At 68.3% G+C, this 16,007-nt stretch carries 14 protein-coding genes; 5 read left to right on the top strand and 9 right to left on the bottom strand.

Going from position 1 to position 16,007, the window contains the following annotated elements:
- The first annotated feature begins 42 nt into the window (after nucleotides 1-42).
- The 5 genes from AC1DQR_RS13640 to AC1DQR_RS13660 all read left to right on the top strand — a co-directional run bounded on the left by AC1DQR_RS13640 (nucleotide 43) and on the right by AC1DQR_RS13660 (nucleotide 6,144).
- Nucleotides 43-1,323: a hypothetical protein gene (locus AC1DQR_RS13640; RefSeq protein WP_416051294.1), complete on the top strand. Its 1,281-nt coding sequence runs from the start codon at nucleotides 43-45 to the stop codon at nucleotides 1,321-1,323.
- Nucleotides 1,320-2,363, top strand: coding sequence for a glycosyltransferase family 2 protein (locus AC1DQR_RS13645; protein ID WP_416051293.1), 1,044 nt, complete (start codon nucleotides 1,320-1,322; stop codon nucleotides 2,361-2,363). Before AC1DQR_RS13640 ends, AC1DQR_RS13645 begins: the two co-directional genes overlap by 4 nt.
- Nucleotides 2,360-3,532 (top strand): glycosyltransferase family 4 protein, encoded by a 1,173-nt coding sequence (locus tag AC1DQR_RS13650; RefSeq protein WP_416051292.1) that lies wholly within the window; start codon nucleotides 2,360-2,362, stop codon nucleotides 3,530-3,532. Before AC1DQR_RS13645 ends, AC1DQR_RS13650 begins: the two co-directional genes overlap by 4 nt.
- On the top strand, nucleotides 3,526-4,866 hold the full coding sequence (locus AC1DQR_RS13655; protein ID WP_477133152.1) for a hypothetical protein: 1,341 nt from the start codon (nucleotides 3,526-3,528) through the stop codon (nucleotides 4,864-4,866). Before AC1DQR_RS13650 ends, AC1DQR_RS13655 begins: the two co-directional genes overlap by 7 nt.
- An 84-nt stretch (nucleotides 4,867-4,950) precedes the next feature.
- Entirely contained in the window at nucleotides 4,951-6,144 is a 1,194-nt protein-coding gene (locus tag AC1DQR_RS13660) for a glycosyltransferase (RefSeq protein WP_477133153.1), read from the top strand.
- Between the two features lie 21 nt (nucleotides 6,145-6,165).
- On the opposite strand, the gene AC1DQR_RS13665 is transcribed toward AC1DQR_RS13660, so the two are convergent.
- From AC1DQR_RS13665 to AC1DQR_RS13705, 9 genes are all read right to left on the bottom strand, one after another.
- Nucleotides 6,166-7,428 (bottom strand): glycosyltransferase WbuB, encoded by a 1,263-nt coding sequence (locus AC1DQR_RS13665; protein WP_416051289.1) that lies wholly within the window; start codon nucleotides 7,426-7,428, stop codon nucleotides 6,166-6,168.
- Between the two features lie 140 nt (nucleotides 7,429-7,568).
- The gene (locus tag AC1DQR_RS13670; protein ID WP_477133154.1) at nucleotides 7,569-8,651 is read right to left on the bottom strand and encodes a glycosyltransferase family 4 protein; all 1,083 of its coding nucleotides are present in this window, start codon (nucleotides 8,649-8,651) and stop codon (nucleotides 7,569-7,571) included.
- A 1-nt stretch (nucleotide 8,652) separates the two neighbouring features.
- The gene (locus AC1DQR_RS13675) at nucleotides 8,653-9,600 is read right to left on the bottom strand and encodes a GDP-L-fucose synthase family protein (protein WP_416053337.1); all 948 of its coding nucleotides are present in this window, start codon (nucleotides 9,598-9,600) and stop codon (nucleotides 8,653-8,655) included.
- Between the two features lie 91 nt (nucleotides 9,601-9,691).
- A complete protein-coding gene (gene gmd, locus AC1DQR_RS13680; RefSeq protein ID WP_416051287.1) occupies nucleotides 9,692-10,912 on the bottom strand; it encodes a GDP-mannose 4,6-dehydratase in 1,221 nt (406 codons plus the stop codon).
- Nucleotides 10,899-12,323: a mannose-1-phosphate guanylyltransferase/mannose-6-phosphate isomerase gene (locus AC1DQR_RS13685; RefSeq protein WP_416051286.1), complete on the bottom strand. Its 1,425-nt coding sequence runs from the start codon at nucleotides 12,321-12,323 to the stop codon at nucleotides 10,899-10,901. Before AC1DQR_RS13685 ends, gmd begins: the two co-directional genes overlap by 14 nt.
- Before the next feature lie 228 nt (nucleotides 12,324-12,551).
- Nucleotides 12,552-12,884, bottom strand: coding sequence for a hypothetical protein (locus AC1DQR_RS13690; protein WP_416051285.1), 333 nt, complete (start codon nucleotides 12,882-12,884; stop codon nucleotides 12,552-12,554).
- A gap of 499 nt (nucleotides 12,885-13,383) precedes the next feature.
- Nucleotides 13,384-14,217, bottom strand: coding sequence for an ABC transporter ATP-binding protein (locus AC1DQR_RS13695; RefSeq protein WP_416051284.1), 834 nt, complete (start codon nucleotides 14,215-14,217; stop codon nucleotides 13,384-13,386).
- Nucleotides 14,214-14,978, bottom strand: a complete 765-nt coding sequence (locus tag AC1DQR_RS13700; protein WP_416051283.1) for an ABC transporter permease — start codon at nucleotides 14,976-14,978, stop codon at nucleotides 14,214-14,216. The genes AC1DQR_RS13695 and AC1DQR_RS13700 overlap by 4 nt, the downstream gene beginning before the upstream one ends.
- A gap of 1 nt (nucleotide 14,979) precedes the next feature.
- Nucleotides 14,980-15,972, bottom strand: a complete 993-nt coding sequence (locus AC1DQR_RS13705; protein WP_416051282.1) for an ABC transporter substrate-binding protein — start codon at nucleotides 15,970-15,972, stop codon at nucleotides 14,980-14,982.
- Between the last annotated feature and the right edge of the window lie 35 nt (nucleotides 15,973-16,007).

The raw sequence follows: 16,007 nt of genomic DNA on the forward strand, positions 1-16,007 counted from the left end.
GCCGTCATGCCACAGCGTCATCGAGCGCGGAGCGGGACCGCCGTGAAGCTGCTCAGGTTCCTCGTCTATGCGGTGCTCTCGCAGGGGATCGGCGCGGTCACCGGCCTGCTGCTGGCCCGTTGGCTTGATGTGGGCGACTACGCCATCTACACGGTGGTCGGTCTCATCATGGGGGCCATCGCCATCGTCACCAAGGGTGGCATCCAGCTTGGCCTGAATGCGCTGCTGGGCAAGACCTGGCCGGACCGGGAGCGTGCCGCGGAACTGGCCTGCGCGGCCATGGGCCAGCGCTGGAAGCTCTCCGCGTGGCTGTTGCCGGTGGTGCTGGCGATCGCCGCGTGGCTGCTGTATCGCAACCATGCCGGCGCGGTCCTGATCGTGCTGCTGCTGGCGTTGCTGCTGGTGACCTGGTACTTCGACATGCAATCGCGTGTCGTGGACCAGGTGCTGCTGTTTGCCAACCGCGCGCCCGCGCTGCAGGCGCTGGATACCGGTTTGTCCGTGGGGCGCCTGGTGCTGTCGTCCGCGCTCTACGCGCTGGGCCTGCTCGGCGTGCTGGGCGCGACCCTCGTCAACGTGCTGTTCGCGGGACTGCGCGTGCCGTTTGTGCGGCGCTGGATCGCGCGTGAGATACCGCTGGCGGCGCATGCCGGCAGCGCGGGCAAGGCGGAAGACAGCCAATACATTGGCCGCATCATGCGGCGGCAATTGCCGCTGGAGGCGTTTTTCTGCGTCCAGGGACAACTGGTGTTTGCCATCGTCGCCTATCACGGCGCGGTCGGGCAAACGGCCTCGCTGGGCGCGCTGTCGCGCATCGGGCAATTGCTGATGCCGGTGGGCGCCGTGGTGGCCGCGTATGTGATTCCGCGCTTCGCGCAAGCGCGCGACGGCGTGCTGCGGCGCTTTGCCGGCTGGGTGGCGCTGGCTTGCCTGCCTGCCGCCGCGCTGGTGCTTCTGGCCGCGACATGGCCGGGGTTGCTGCTGTGGCTGGTGGGGCCGAACTACGCTTCGTTGGGCGCCGAACTGGTGATCGCCTGCCTTGGCGCGGGCTTTGCCAGCGTGGTCGGCATCGCCTGGCAGTTGCTGGCCAACCGCGGCCTGAATCATTTTGCCTTCGTGCAGGTGCCGGTGGTGCTGGCCTGGTGCGCGGCTGCGCCGCGCTTTCTCGATCTCACCACGCTTGATGGCGTGCTGTGGTTCCAGCTCGGGCTGTCGTCGGGGCTGGCCGCGGCCATCGTCTGCGAACTCGCCGCGGCCGTGCGTGCCGGGCGCCTGCTGCCAAGCGACGAGCGCCTTACCCCCCATGGAGGAAGCACGCAATGAGCGATGCGCCCAGCGTGACGCTGATGGTCCCGACCTATCGGCGCCCGGACATGCTCCAGCGCTGCCTGCAGGCGGCCGCCGCGTTCGTGCCGGCGCCGGTTCAGCTGATCGTGGTCTGCCGCGGCGCCGACGATCCCGACACGGCAGCGTGGCTGGCAAATACGGCACAGGCTCGCTATCCGGCGTTGCTGGTAGTCAAGGTGACCGAGCCTGGCGTGGTGGCTGCCATGAATGCCGGGCTGCCGCACGCAACCGGCGAGCTGCTCGCGATCCTGGACGACGACGCGCTGCCGCGCGCGGACTGGCTGGCCCGCTTGCTGCCCCACTTTGCCGATGCCACGGTGGGCGGTGCCGGTGGCCGGGATGTCGTGCGCGATGCCGACGGCGCGCCACTGGCGGTGCCGGATGTTGCGCTGGCAGGCTATCGCGACGGCTGGGGCAGGATCATCGGCGAGACGCATCGGGTGTGCGGCGCGCCGCGCGCGGTGGAGACGCTCAAGGGCTGCAACTGGATCCTGCGCCGGGCGGCACTGGGCACCGCGCGCTTTGACGAGCGGCTGCAGGGGCAGGGCGCGCAGCCCGGCAACGAGACGTGGATGTGCCAGATGCTGCGCCACGCAGGATGGCGCCTGGTGCTCGATCCCGGCGCCATCGTCGATCACTATCCGGCCGCGCGCTACAACTACGAGCGCCAGAGCTACGCGCGCAGGCGCTGCTTCGAAGAGACCTGCAACATGACGGCGATCTCGATGGCATACGCCCCGCCGGCGATGCGTCTGCGGCTGGTGTTGTTCCAGCTGCTGGTGGGGTCGCGCAGTTGCCCGGGCGCTTACTTCCTGGCGCACAGCCTGCTCAAGCGCCCACGCAGCCTGCCCGGGCAATTGCTGGGTGGCTGGGGTGGCTTCGTGCAGGGCGTGCGTCTGGCGGGCACGCTGCGCATGCAGCCGCCGGGCCGGCCCGCGCGCTGCGCCGGGCCGCACGCGCAAGCCGTGCCCGCGGGAGCGAGGCTCGATGGCCCCCCACGGGGGAGCGAAGCATGAAAGCCCTCGTCACGCATCCCGGCCTGCAGCATTCGCACCAGATGGCACAAGCGCTTTATGAGCACGACATGCTCAAGCAATACTGGTCCGGTGTGCCGGTGCGTGCCCCGGGCGAGGCGCCGCCCTGGTGGCTGCCGGCCGGATATCACGCCAAGGTGCGCGAGGTCGCCATCCCCAAGGCGCTGCGGCGGCACCCGGTGTTTTTTCCGGGTGTGCTCAAGCTTGGCCTCAATCGCTATGTCGGCCGCTCCGGGTCAGCCTACGCGCACCGGATCTTCCATCTGTTCGACCAATGGGTGGCCGCCCGGGTGGAGGCGGTGCGCCCGGATATCGTGGTGGCCTACGAGAACTCCGCGCTGCGGACCTTCCAGGCGGCGCGGCGCATCGGCGCGCGCTGCGTGCTGGAGGCGCCGGCCGTGCATCATCGTGCGGCCGAAGCCATGGTGCCGGTCGAGGACCGTACCTACCTTGCGCAGATCAACGCGCAAAAAGATGCGGAGATTGCGCTGGCGGACATCATCATCACCTGCTCGGAGTTTGCCGCGCGTACCTATATCGACGCCGGCGTGCCCCCCGCCAAGCTCAGGCCGATCCTGCTTGGCGCAACGCTGCCGGATGACGTCCGCCGCCAGCGGCTCGCCGGCGGCCCGCGCTTTGTGTTCGCCGGGGCGGTGCGCGTGGGCAAAGGCATCGACCTGCTGCTTGACGCGTTCGCGCGGCTGCGGGAGCGGCTGCCGGAGGCGGAGCTGGTGCTTGCCGGCGCGCTGGTGGAGCCGGAGCTGGGCGGGCGCATCGCGGCCATGCCGGGCGTGCTCCAGCTGGGTGCGTTGCCGCAGCCGGCGCTGTTCCAGGTATTTGCCGATGCCGATTGCTTCGTGCTGCCGTCGCGCTTCGATTCCTTCGGCATGGTGGTGGCCGAAGCCCTGGCATGCGGCACGCCGGTGCTGCTCTCGGATCGGGTCGGCGCGAAAGAAATCATCGATGAATTCCCGCAGGCCGGGTGGGTGGTGCCGCTTTGCGCGGACGCGCTGTACCAGCGCATGCTGGCCCTGGCGACAGATCGCGCGCAGCTCGAGCGCGCGCGTGCCCATGCCCGTATCGCCGGGCAGAAGTACACCTGGGCGAGGTATCGCCTGAGTGCAGCCGAAACGGTAGCCACGCTATGCTGAGCCATTCCCTTGCCTACGCGAAGCCCGCCGCGCCAGCCCGCCGGGCGCGCGTCACCGTGTTCGGGCGGATCTTCATCACGGTCTTCGTGATTGCCGTGTTCGAGGGCGCCGCGCGCAAGTGGGTCTCGGATTCGCTCACCATGCCGCTGATCCTGCTGCGCGACCTGATGGTGGTGTATGCGCTGTACCACGCGGTGCGCTATTCGGGCTTTACCCCGGCGCGGCGCACCGTGCGCATGCTGCTGTGGTGGTCGGCCATTGTTTGCTTCTGGGGCTTGCTGCAGCTTGTTGCAGGCATCAACTCGCTGCCCATTTTCCTGATCGGCGTGCGATTCTGGCTGCTGTACCTGTGGTTTGCCTACGCCGCGGCCGAGCTGCTCGAGGAGCAGGACCTGGAAGCCATCTCCAAGGCCGCGCTTGCCATGCTGCTGTTCATGGCTCCGCTGGCACTGGTGCAGCATTTTCAGTCGCCGGAGAGTTTCCTCAACCGTCAGATCGAGGGCGATCCGGATACGGTCTTCCGCGTGACGGCCGACGTGGTGCGCACCACGGGCACCTTCTCGTTCACGCTGGGCTACACCCTGTTCCTGGCGATCGTCAGCCCCTTCGCGCTGGAGGCGGTGCTGGGCGAGCAGAGGCCGGGGCTCTGGGGCAAGCTGTATTCGCTGGCGGTCATCGGCAGTCTGTTCATTGCCTCGCTGGTCAGCGGGTCGCGTTCGGCCATCCTGTTGTTGCCGATCGTGTTTGGCATCGCGCTGCTGGCAAGCTTGCGCTACGGCAAGGGAAAGCGGCGCAGGGCGGCGGTGTCGTGGGGCATTGCTTCCATCCTCATGAGCGTGGTCATCGTGCTGTTCGTCAGCTCGGCGGTGGACGCGACCTTGGAGCGTTTCAGTTCCGCGGCGGAGTCGGAGAGCTTCGGTGACCGGGTGGAGTCGATGTTCTTCGGCGTCAACGATGTCTCGGCCGAGCAGAGCCTGCTTGGCAGCGGGCTGGGGCTTGGCAGCAACCTTGCCAACTACTTCCTGCAGACCGGCCTGCTGTTCGTGATCAGCGAAACCGAGACCGGCCGCGTCATCGGCGAGATGGGCCTGGTCGGCTATCTGAGCATCTTGCTCAAGGCGCTGATCTTCATCAACGGCATGTGGCGCGCATTGCGCGTGGCCAGGCGCACCGGCAACACGTTTCTCATCCTGATGTGGACCATCGCCATCTTCGGGTTGACCTCCTGGCCGGTAGTCGGGCAGCTGACGGCCAATGCGCTTGGCTTCGTGTTTGCAGGCATCACGCTGGCGGCCACGCGGCAAGCAAGCCAGCGCTTGTATCACCCCGGCTAAGTCCTGTCCCGGATTGGCAGGGCGAAGTCACGACCTAAACAACGACGCGGCAACGCCCGGCTATCCGCACACTTCTCAATCACCATGAAAATCATCTTGTTGGGTCACCCCGCCTTCTTTGGCAGCCACAGCATGGACCGCTTCGCCGCGATGATCATCGACGGCATGCGCGCACGCGGGCACCAGGCCGAACTATGGACCCCCGCCGCCGTGATGTGCCGCCTGCCGGCGCGCGGCGGGCTGCGTAAATGGCTGGGCTACATCGACCAGTACATCCTGTTCCCGATGCGCGCGCTGTGGCGCCTGCGCAAGGTCGACAAGGACACCTTGCTGGTGCTGGCCGATCATGCGCTGGGCATCTGGATGCCGCTGCTGCGCCATCGTCCGCACGTGGTGCACTGCCATGATTTCATCGCCCTGCGCACGCTCGCCGGCGAGTTCCCCGAGCACGGGCTCTCGGCCAGCGGGCACACCTACCAGTCGCTGATCCGTTGGGGGCTGTTGCAGGGAAAGGCGTTTGTCGCCGTCTCCAACAAGACCATGCGCGACCTGCGGCGGCTGCATCCGTGCGCGCCCGAGGCGGCGTGGGTGGTCTACAACGGGATGAACTATCCGTTCCGCCGGATGGGCACCACCGAGGCGCTGGCCTGCCTGCAGCGTGCTGGCGTGCCGGCCGATCCGCAAGGCGTGCTGGTGCATATCGGCGGCAACCAGTGGTACAAGAACCGCGAAGGCGTGCTGGCGCTCTACCTCGCCTATTGCCGGCAGTGCCGCGAGCCGCGGGCGCTGTGGATGATCGGTGGCGATCCCACCGCGGAAATGCGCGAGCAGGGCGAACGGGCGACTGCCCTTGGCGGCAGCGTGCGCTTCCTGACGGGGCTGCCTACCGAGGCGGTGCAGGCGGCCTACTCGCTGGCCGCCGTGATGCTGTTTCCGAGCCTGGAAGAAGGCTTTGGCTGGCCCATCATCGAAGCCATGGCATGCGGCGCGCCGGTGCTGACCACCAATCGCGCGCCGATGACCGAGATCGGTGGCGACCAGGTGCAACTGCTTGAGCCGATGGCTAGCGGTGACATGGATGGCTGGGCGCAACGCGGCGCGGACGTGCTGGCCGGAATGCTCGCATGGCCGCAAGCGCGGCGCGCCGAAGTGGCCGCGCGCTCGATCGCGTGGGCCGGGAATTTCTCCGCCGAGAAAGCCATCGACCAGTACGAGGGCATCTATCTCACGGTGCTGGCGGCGGCTTCGGTGGAAGACCGCGTGTCGGTGGACGCCTGAACACCTGAACGGTGGCGCGTGCTATTCGCTGCCGACCCCGGCGGTGCTGGGCGCGCCGGCGGGCTGGTGCCTGATCAGCGCGAACAGCGCTTTCTCCAGTTCGCCCAGCACCATGTCGCGGTCCAGGTGCTGCTCTGCCCAGCGGCGCCCGGCGCCGCCCAGGTGCGCGCGCAGCGTGGGCTGCGCCGCCAGCGTGTCGATGGCGGCGGCCAGTGCGGCCGCGTCGCCCGGCGGCACCAGCACGCCGCATTGCGCAACCACGCGGCCAAGTTCCGTGTCCGGCTCCGCGGTGGCGACCACCGGGCGAGCGCTGGCCAGCATGCCGGTCAGCTTTGAGGGCATGACCAGGTCGGCGGCGCCGGCGCGTTGTGGCAGCAGGTGAATGTCGGCGGCGGCCAGCAGCGAGGCAAACATGCCGGCGGGCTGCAAGGGCAGGAAGCGCACCTGTGGCAGCCCCGCGCAGGCGGCCTCCAGCGCGGGGCGCCCGGCGCCGTCGCCGCAGAAGATGAAGTGCAGGCGTTCATGGCCATCGAGCAGGCGTGCGGCGCCGGCCATCACATCCAGCCCCTGCTTGGTGCCCATATTGCCCGAGTACAGCGCCACTACGGCATCCGCCGGAATGCCCAGCGTGTGGCGCGCCAGCGTGGCGCTGCCGGCGCCGATTTCCCTCAGGTTGACCCAGTTGGGCAGCAAGGCCGCGCGCTCAGGCTCCGTGCCCTTGCCGCGCGCCAGCGAGACCATGGCCTGCGAGATCGACGAGACCCGGTCAAAGCGCGTCATCAACTGATGCTCCACGCGCTGCGCCACGCGGTGCAGCCAGGGCCGGCGGAGCAGCCCCAGCGCAAAAGCCGCGTCGACCTCGTAGTCCTGCACATGCAGCCAGGTCTTGCAGCCGCTCCAGTGTGCGAACAGCAAGGCGGCCGGCGCGCACATCAGGGGGGGCTCCACCACGAACAGCACATCCGGGCGCCAGCGCAACTGGGCCATCAGGCGGGGCAGGCTGGATACGGCAAAGCTTGCCAGGTGCAGCAGCCGCGTGATGCCGCCCGGCTTGCGCGGTACCCACAGCGGCGCGCGATACACCTCCACCCAGCGCCGCCGCTCGCGGCTGTATTGCCACGCGCGATAGCCCTCGCCCACGCGCCACGCCGGATAGTACGGCGGCGCGGTGACCACCCGCACCTCATGGCCGCGTGCGGCCAGCCACTCGGCCTGCTCGCAGGTGTACTTGCCGATGCCGGTCAGCTCGGGCGCATAGTTCAGGCAGTACATGAGTATCTTCATGGCAACGGTAGCGTCAGTGGCGTCGAAGCGCTGTATGGGGTATGCAGCCGTCGCGCCCGCTGCGGCGCGCAGGGTGCGTGGCGGCCATGTCGGGAAATGTCGGCAAATGTCGGCAAATGTCGTCATTTGCCGGCGTGCGCCTAGTCCTCCGCCATGATCCGCACGCAGCCAGCCGCCATGGCCCTGCCCGCGGAGGCGGGAGAGTCCTCCAGCGCGGCGGCCTGGCAGCGCTCGGCGGTGGCGCCGGCATCGGCAAAGCGTGTTGGCACCTGCACCAGGCACCTGGCCAGCGCACCGGCATCGCCCGCCTTGAAATACAGGCCGGTGACGCCGTCGCGTATCAGTTCGCCGGCGTCGTCGTTGTTCACGCTCACCACCACCGGGCAGCCGTAGCTCAGTGCCTCGCGCACCAGCGGATGCCAGCGCTGCGCGGCATCGGGCAGCACCAGGCAGCTCGCCTTGCGGTACTCCACGGCGAAGTCGGCCGGCGCCATTGCGCCCAGGAAGCGTACCGACGGCCCTAGCCCGAGCGCGTCGGCCATGGTGCGCAGCCGGCCATAGGCGCGGCCGGTGCCCACCAGCGATAACGTGGCCGCCGGCCACGCCTGCCGCGCGCCGGCAAAGGCATAGAGCAGCAGCACCAGGGCCGGATCGTGCGTGAGGGTGCCAACATGCAGGAAATGCGGCGCATGTGGCGGCGCAGCGTGCTCGACCCGCTCGCGCCGTTCGGCGGCAGCATCGAAGCCGTCCGGCAGCACGGCCGGCGGGCGGCAGGCAAAGATCTTGCGCGGGGGAACGTCGGCAGCAATGGCGCGCGCGCAGCCGCGCTCGCTGCCCACGAAGACGCCCTGGCAACGGCGCAGCAATACCGCGTCTGCCAGCGCGCCAAAGCGCCCAGGCACGCTGGCAAAGGCGGCCCCATGGAAGAAGGCCGCGCGCCGCCGCCCCAGCGCCATGCTGGCCAGCAGCATGGCCCAGTTCTCCAGCCGGCTCTGGCCCGCCATCACCACCAGCGCGCCAGGACTGAGCGAGATGGCGCGCATCTGCTGCAGGCAGCGCCGCCACAGGCCCGCATCCGCGCTGCCCGTGGGAAAGATGACCTGCCCGGGCCAGAGCGTGCCGGGACTCGCTGCCCCGCCGCTGGCGGCCGAGGTAGCCGACGTTGCGCACGCCGTGGCCTGAGGCCGTGCGCGCTTGTCGGGATGGCGGAGCAGGGGTTTCATGTCAGGCCTCCACGTGTTGTGCCGGTGCTGTGCCATGCGCCAGCCGTCCGCTCTGCAGTGCATCCAGGTAGGCCAGCCGCAGGCCGTCGCGCAGCGCCACGGCCGGTTGCCAGCCGGTGGCGGCAAGGGCCGTGCAGTCGAGCCGCTTGCGCGGTGTGCCGTCGGGCTTGCCGCTGTCGAAGACGATGTCGCCGCGAAAGCCCACGGTCTGCGCCACCAGCCCCGCCAGTTCGCGCACGCTGACTTCCTCGCTGCTGCCCACGTTCAGGAATCCGGCCGGCGCGGTCTGGCGGTACACGTCTTCGGGCAGCGCCATCACATGCAGGCATGCCGCGGCCAGGTCGTCCGCGTAGAGGAACTCGCGCAGCGGCGTGCCGCTGCCCCACACCGGCACGTGCTGGGCGTACGCCATGCCGGCTTCGTGGAAGCGCCGCAGCAGGCCCGGTATCACGTGGCTGTTGTCGGGGTGATAGTTGTCGCCCGGGCCGTAGAGGTTGGTCGGCATCACGCTGCGGTAGTCGGTGCCGTACTGGCGGTTGTAGCTCTCGCACAGCGCAATGCCGGCGATCTTGGCCAGGGCGTAGGGGGCGTTGGTGGGCTCCAGCGGCCCGGTAAGCAGCGCGGCTTCACTGATGGGCTGGGGCGCGAACTTCGGGTAGATGCAGCTCGATCCGAGGAATAGCAGGCGCTTCACGCCCGCGCGCCAGGCTTCGTGGATGACGATGGCGGCGATCATCAGGTTCTGCTGGATGAACTCGGCGGGAAAGGTGTGGTTGGCGTGGATGCCGCCTACGCGCGCGGCTGCCAGGTAGACCGTATCGATGCCCTGGGTGGCGAAGAACGCGCGCACCTGCTGCTGGTCGGTGAGGTCGAGCTCGGTGTGGCCGCGCGTGATGATGTCGGCCTGGCCACGCGCGTCCAGCGCGCGCACGATGGCGGAGCCAACCATGCCGCGGTGGCCCGCCACGAACACCCGCGATTGCCCTGCTGGCAGGGGCGCGGACGGCAGCGCGGGCTCACTTGACACCGCGGTGCCGGCTTCACTCATGATGGTCATAGGCCCGGAAGCCAGCCAGCTTGACGAACGCATCGCGCCGCGCCGCGGCAAAGTCCGCTTCCATCATTTCCCGCACCAGGGCCCCGAAGCTCGTGCGCGGCGACCAGCCCAGCTGTTCGCGCGCCTTGCTGGCGTCGCCCAGCAATGTCTCGACTTCGGTCGGGCGGAAGTAGCGCGGGTCCACGCGCACAATCGTGTCGCCCACCTTGCAGCGCGCTGCCACCGGGCAGGTGGCGGCATCGACGCGCGCCACCACGCCCACCTCATCGGCGCCTTCGCCTTCGAAGCGCACCGTGATGCCGAGCTCCAGGGCGGCTAGCTGCACGAACTCGCGTACGCTGTGCTGCTCGCCGCTGGCGATCACATAGTCCTCGGGTTTGTCCTGCTGCAGCATCAGCCACTGCATTTCCACGTAGTCGCGCGCGTGGCCCCAGTCGCGCAGGGCCGACAGGTTGCCGAGATAGAGCGTGTCCTGCAGCCCCAGCACGATGCGCGCCATCGCCCGCGTGATCTTGCGCGTGACAAAGGTCTCGCCGCGCACCGGGCTCTCATGGTTGAACAGGATGCCGTTGCAGGCATACATGCCGTAGGCCTCGCGATAGTTCACCGTGATCCAGTAGGCGTACAACTTGGCGGCTGCATAGGGGCTGCGCGGGTAGAACGGCGTGGTCTCCTTCTGCGGTGTTGCCTGCACCAGGCCGAACAGCTCGGATGTGGACGCCTGGTAGAAGCGGGTTTGCTTCTCCAGGCCAAGGATGCGCACGGCCTCGAGCAGGCGCAGCGTGCCCAGCGCGTCCGTGTTGGCGGTGTATTCCGGTTCCTCGAACGACACCTGCACGTGGCTTTGCGCCGCCAGGTTGTAGATTTCGTCAGGTTGCGATTGCTGCACCACCCGCACCAGGCTGGCGGTGTCGGTCATGTCGCCGTGATGCAGGATCAGGCTGCGCCTGGGCGCTTGCGGATCCTGGTACAGGTGGTCGATGCGCTCGGTGTTGAACAGCGAACTGCGGCGCTTGATGCCGTGCACCTCGTAGCCTTTGGCAATCAGCAGCTCACACAGGTAGGCGCCGTCCTGGCCGGTGATGCCGGTGATCAGCGCGCGGCGCGGGCGTTGCGCCCCGCCGCTGCCCGTGTCGCCGCTGGACTCGGGCTGCAGCTCGGTGGCCGCGAGCCGGCCGAAGGGTTCGAGGTCATGTGCGCCCATAGATATCTGCCATCCGGATGATGTCGTCTTCGCCAAGGTAGGAGCCGGACTGGATCTCGATCAGTTCGAGCGGGATCCGGCCGGGGTTTTCAAGGCTGTGCGCCTCGCCGATCGGGATATAGGTGGACTGGTCTTCGGTCAGCAGGTACTCGACGTCTCCGCGGCGCACGCGCGCCGTGCCGGAAACCACCACCCAGTGCTCGGCACGGTGGTGATGCAGTTGCAGCGAGAGCTTGGCGCCAGGTTTGACCGTGATGCGCTTGACCTGGTAGCGCGCGCCGTGGTCCACGGCGTCGTAGGCGCCCCAGGGCCGGTATACCTTGCGATGCTGGGTGGCCTCGGGGCGGCCCTGGGCGCGCACCGTTTCCACCAGTTGCTTCACGTCCTGGCAGTGATCCTTGTGGACCACCAGCACCACGTCCGGCGTTTCCACCACCATCACGTCGTCCAGGCCGGCGACCGCCACCATCCGGTGCGACGCGTGGACGAGGCAGCCCTGGGCGTGGTGCGTGACCACGTCGCCGATGGCCACGTTGCCATCGGCGGTCTTCTCGGCGGCCTTCCAGACCGCATCCCACGAGCCCACGTCGCTCCAGTCGGCGGACAGCGGCGCCATTTGCGCGTCACGCAGGTGCTCCATCACGGCGTAGTCGATCGAGTCGGCGCGGCAGGCGGCGAAGGCGTCGGTGTCGAGCCGGAAGAAGTCCAGGTCGCGGTGACCGCGCACCATCGCTTCTTGCGCGGCCAGCAGGATGTCGGGGGCGAACCGCTCCAGCGCGGCGAGATAGACGGAGGCGCGGAACAGGAAGATGCCGCTGTTCCAGAAGCAGTTGCCTTCCTGCAAGTAGCCGGTGGCCATTTCCAGCGAGGGCTTCTCGACGAAGCGTGCGACCGACAGCAAGTCGGCCGTATTGCTGGGCACCGCCTTGATATAGCCGTAGCCGGTGGCCGCAAACGTGGGCACCACGCCCAGCGTCACCACCACGCCGGTTGCGGCCACGGCGCTGGCCTGGCACACGGTCTGGGTGAAGGCGGCGCGGTCGCGGATCAGGTGATCGGAAGGCAGCACCAGCAGCACCGGGTCCGCGCCGCCGCTGCACGCTTGCAGCGCGGCCACCGCCGCGGCGGGCGCGGTATTGCGCGGATGCGGCTCAAGCACGATGGCGGACACCGCGCAGCCTGCCTCCCGCGCTTGCTCGGCCACCACGAAACGGTGCGCTTCGTTGCTGACCAGGATCGGGGCTTGCGCACCGGGAATCTCCCGCACCCGCAACAGGGTGTCCTGCAGCAGCGAGTCCTGTCCGAGCAGGCGCAGGAACTGCTTGGGATAGCCGTCGCGCGACAATGGCCATAGCCGCGAGCCCGCGCCGCCACAGAGGATGACCGGTACGATCTGCTTGTCGTCTGCCATGGCATGTCTCCTTCACGCAGCACGAAGCCTGGCTCGCGTTCGCGGCGAGCCGGGTGACGGGTAGTGAGGTGACTGTAATGCCGGGCCGCGAGGGGGACTGTTGGCTAGCACACACTCGATGGCGCGCTGGCGCGGCGTGCCGGGTGCGCTATGCAAGCACAAAAAAAGACGCCGTCTGCGCGTAAGGCGGAGACGGCGTATGTGGCTAGATGGCCGGGAAGGATTGGCTTAGCGGGTCCAGTAGCCGGGCCGCATCACCCAGCCGCCGCGCGGGCTTTGCACCCAGCGCTCGGGCACATAGCGGTGACCCGGGCGTTCGCGCTGCCAGTAGCCGCCGCGCCAGGCATAGCTGCCGCCGTTGGCGTTCCAGTGCCCCGGCACCCATGCCTGGCCAGGGCGGCCTGGCGGGCGCGGTTCATAGCGCGGCGGGGGCGGCGCGGGGCGCACGTGCGGGCTGCCGTGGTAGCCCGGGGGATAGGCCTGGGCCTGGGCCGGCGAGATCAGGCCAAGCGCGGCGCCGGCGGCAAGGGTAGTGAGGGCGAGCAGCAGTTGGCGTTTCATGGTTCAACTCCAGGGGGGCGAGCGATGCATTGGTTTTCGGGGGCGGCGCTTGCGTGTTACCTGCAGCCGCTCAATAGCGGTCGTGGTAACGGTACGGCGGCGGGCCGCCACGCGGGGGCACCACGATGCAGGCAGACAGCAGGGACGCTGCGGAGCAGAGCAGGACAACCAGGGCAATGGCGCGTTTCATGTTGGGGACTCCGTGACTGGCTTCGCGTTGAACATGGCCTCACTGTAGCCATCGGGCCCGCGCCGGTGTGCTTGCACTTGTAAGGCGCAATCACACTTTCAGGGGCCTCGGCTTCACCTTTGGCGAGGCTTTCCGGGCCCCTGCACGTCACCCGCCAGGCCTTGCCGGCATTGGGCGCGCGGGGGGGGGCGCGGGGCCGGCCGCAGCCTCGAAAAGAAAATGGGACCGTGGCCGGTCCCGTAATGTGGCGTTACATCGGAAATAACTCTCGCAAAGATTTGCCCCCGCAGCGGCCCGTTTGCGCGCGTCTCAGCGGGCCCGCACCTCGCGCTGGAACACCGCCAGCGCATGCGCGCGGGTGGCGATGAAGCGCGGATCGGCCACCGCCTGCGCATCGCGCGGGCGCGGCATGTCGAAGTCGATCGCCTCGGCCACGCGCGTGGGCCGGCGCGTCAGCAGCAGGATGCGGTCAGCCAGGAAAACCGCGTCTTCCAGGTCGTGCGAGACGATCACCATGGTGGTGCCCTCCGCCAGCTGTACCTCCTGGAGCTTGTCGCGAATGAACAGGGTAGTCTCGAAATCCAACGCAGAAAAGGGTTCGTCGAGGAACAGCACCTCGGGCCGCGGCGCCAGCGCACGCATGATGCAGATCAGCTGCTGCTGTCCGCCCGAGAGCTCATAGGGAAAGCGGTTGACGTCGAAGCGCACGTCGAAGGTGCGCAGCAGTTCCTCGGTGCGCGCCCTGGCCTGTGCCTCCGGCATGCCTTTGCGGCGCAGCGGGTAGGCCACGTTGTCGCGCGCGGAGATCCACGGCAGCAGGGCGTCCCGGTAGTTCTGGAAGACGTAGCCGATCACGGTCTGGCGCAGCGTCTTGCCATCGAACAGCACCTCGCCCCGGTCGAACGGCAACAGGCCCGCCACCATGTTGATCAGCGTCGACTTGCCGCAGCCGTTGGGCCCGAAGATCGAGACGATCTTGCCACGCGGCAGGTCCAGGTCGAGATGCTGGTACAGCGGCACGCCGCCGAAGGCCTTGGACAGGCCGCGGATGGTGACATGGACTTCGCGCCCGGCCGGTGCGGCCACCAGCGCCGATGGCGGCGGCGCGTCGGCCACGCCGGCCCCCGATTGCAGGACTCTCATTTGCCGCTCCAGTGGACAAAGCGCTTCTCCAGCATGAAGAAGGCCAGGTTGAGCACGTAGCCAAGCGCGCCGGTGACCAGGATGGCGGCATACATGCCGCGGATATTGAAGACCTGCTGCGCATCGATGATGCGGTGGCCAAGGCCCGTGTCCGAGCCGATGAACATCTCCGCCACGATCACGATCACCAGCGACATCGACACGCCGGTGCGCAGCCCGACAAAGGTCTGCGGCAGGCTCTCCATCAGCAGCACGTCCTTGAACACGTGCCACTTCGATACGCCCATGGCCTGCACCGCCAGCACGCGCGTCTTCCTGGCGTTCATCACGCCATACGCACTGTTGAACAGGATCAGCAGCACCGCCGCGAAGGCGGCAATAGCGATCTTGTTCGCATCCGACAGGCCGAACAGCAGCATGAACAGCGGGATCAGCGCGGATGACGGCGTGGAGCGGAAGAAGTCGATCAGGAACTCGACGCTGCGATAGGCCGGAACCGAGCTGCCCAGCGCCACGCCCAGTGGCACGCCGATCACCGCGGCGATCGCAAAGGCGTAGAAGGTGCGCGACACGGTGGCCAGCAGGTCCGCGTTGATGGACCCGTCGGCAATGCTTGTGAACAGTACCCCGAGCGTTGCCGCAGGCGATGGCAGCAGCACCGGGTTGACCCATTTGGCCGACACCGCTGCCTGCCACAGCGCCAGCAGCGCCAGTGGGCCGATCAGCGGCAGCAGCCGCGGCGCCAGGTTGGATGCACGCATGTCAGCCCCGGTAGAGCATGTCCGCCACCGGCACCCGGCGGGCAAACAGCTTGCGGTCGTGGAAGACGTCGAAGAATTTCTGGAAGGCCTCGATATCGGCCGGCTTGAACTCGTTGTAGAGCGTGAAGCCGGGCAGCGGCACCTCCCTGGCCAACTGGTCGTCGATGCTGGTGTAGCCCTTCAGGAAGGGGCGCACCTTGACGGGGTCCTTGCGCACCATGTCGATGGCCTGGCCGTAGGCGGCGATAAAGCGTTTCGACAACTCGGGGCTGGACGAGAGGAAGGCTGAGGTCAGCGAAGCCGAGCCGCCAAACCACGGCAGGCTGGCGTTGCCCAGCACGTAGCGCGAGATCACGCCGTACTCCAGCGCGCGGCAGGTGCCGTTGAGGCGGCCCACGGTGCCGGTGGGTTCCAGCGTGTAGACCGCGTCGAGCTGGCCCGCGGCGAGTGCGGCCACGTGCTGGCCTACCGGCAACTCGACGGGTTTGACGTCGGTGTAGCCGTTCTTCTCGAAGATCACCTTGGCCAGCGTTACGTTCTGGATACCGGGGCCGCAGCCGATGCGCTTGCCCTTGAGATCGGCCAGGGTCTTGAAGGGGCTGTCCTTGGCCACCAGGATTTCATCGAGCAGCAGTGTGGCGTTGGACGGGTTGGCGGCAAAGATCTTGCACAGGCCGGGCGAGGTGATCTCGCCCAGGCCCAGCGCCGCGGAAGCCGTGCCGTTGGCCGAGCCCTCGATGCGCCCGGCGATCATGGCTTCCACCACCTGCTGCGCGCTGGCGAACTTCACGGCCTCCACCTCCAGGCCGGCCCGCTTGAACAGCCCCGTCTCGATGCCCGCGTACAGCGGGATGCCGCCGGCGATCGGCCAGAAGCCCAGGCGGATCTTCGGCGTCTGCGCGTGCACGATGGCAGGCGCGGCCAGCATCGTGCCGGCGGCAAGGCCCTGGCGCAGGGCGAGGCGGCGGCGCGGGTTGAAGCGTGAATCGGTCATGGTGATCTCGCGACGAAAGGAGTGGAGGGACAAAA

The organism is Cupriavidus sp. 05L411 (genome assembly GCF_056398045.1).

What these genes read in the sequence shown, in the direction of transcription:
- AC1DQR_RS13700 (WP_416051283.1), bottom strand. Translation starts at nt 14,978, where the DNA reads ATGCGTGCATCCAACCTGGCGCCGCGGCTGCTGCCGCTGATCGGCCCA.
- AC1DQR_RS13660 (WP_477133153.1), top strand. Translation starts at nt 4,951, where the DNA reads ATGAAAATCATCTTGTTGGGTCACCCCGCCTTCTTTGGCAGCCACAGC.
- AC1DQR_RS13695 (WP_416051284.1), bottom strand. Translation starts at nt 14,217, where the DNA reads ATGAGAGTCCTGCAATCGGGGGCCGGCGTGGCCGACGCGCCGCCGCCA.
- AC1DQR_RS13645 (WP_416051293.1), top strand. Translation starts at nt 1,320, where the DNA reads ATGAGCGATGCGCCCAGCGTGACGCTGATGGTCCCGACCTATCGGCGC.
- AC1DQR_RS13665 (WP_416051289.1), bottom strand. Translation starts at nt 7,428, where the DNA reads ATGAAGATACTCATGTACTGCCTGAACTATGCGCCCGAGCTGACCGGC.
- AC1DQR_RS13685 (WP_416051286.1), bottom strand. Translation starts at nt 12,323, where the DNA reads ATGGCAGACGACAAGCAGATCGTACCGGTCATCCTCTGTGGCGGCGCG.
- AC1DQR_RS13675 (WP_416053337.1), bottom strand. Translation starts at nt 9,600, where the DNA reads ATGGTTGGCTCCGCCATCGTGCGCGCGCTGGACGCGCGTGGCCAGGCC.
- gmd (WP_416051287.1), bottom strand. Translation starts at nt 10,912, where the DNA reads ATGGGCGCACATGACCTCGAACCCTTCGGCCGGCTCGCGGCCACCGAG.
- AC1DQR_RS13670 (WP_477133154.1), bottom strand. Translation starts at nt 8,651, where the DNA reads ATGAAACCCCTGCTCCGCCATCCCGACAAGCGCGCACGGCCTCAGGCC.
- AC1DQR_RS13705 (WP_416051282.1), bottom strand. Translation starts at nt 15,972, where the DNA reads ATGACCGATTCACGCTTCAACCCGCGCCGCCGCCTCGCCCTGCGCCAG.
- AC1DQR_RS13655 (WP_477133152.1), top strand. Translation starts at nt 3,526, where the DNA reads ATGCTGAGCCATTCCCTTGCCTACGCGAAGCCCGCCGCGCCAGCCCGC.
- AC1DQR_RS13650 (WP_416051292.1), top strand. Translation starts at nt 2,360, where the DNA reads ATGAAAGCCCTCGTCACGCATCCCGGCCTGCAGCATTCGCACCAGATG.
- AC1DQR_RS13690 (WP_416051285.1), bottom strand. Translation starts at nt 12,884, where the DNA reads ATGAAACGCCAACTGCTGCTCGCCCTCACTACCCTTGCCGCCGGCGCC.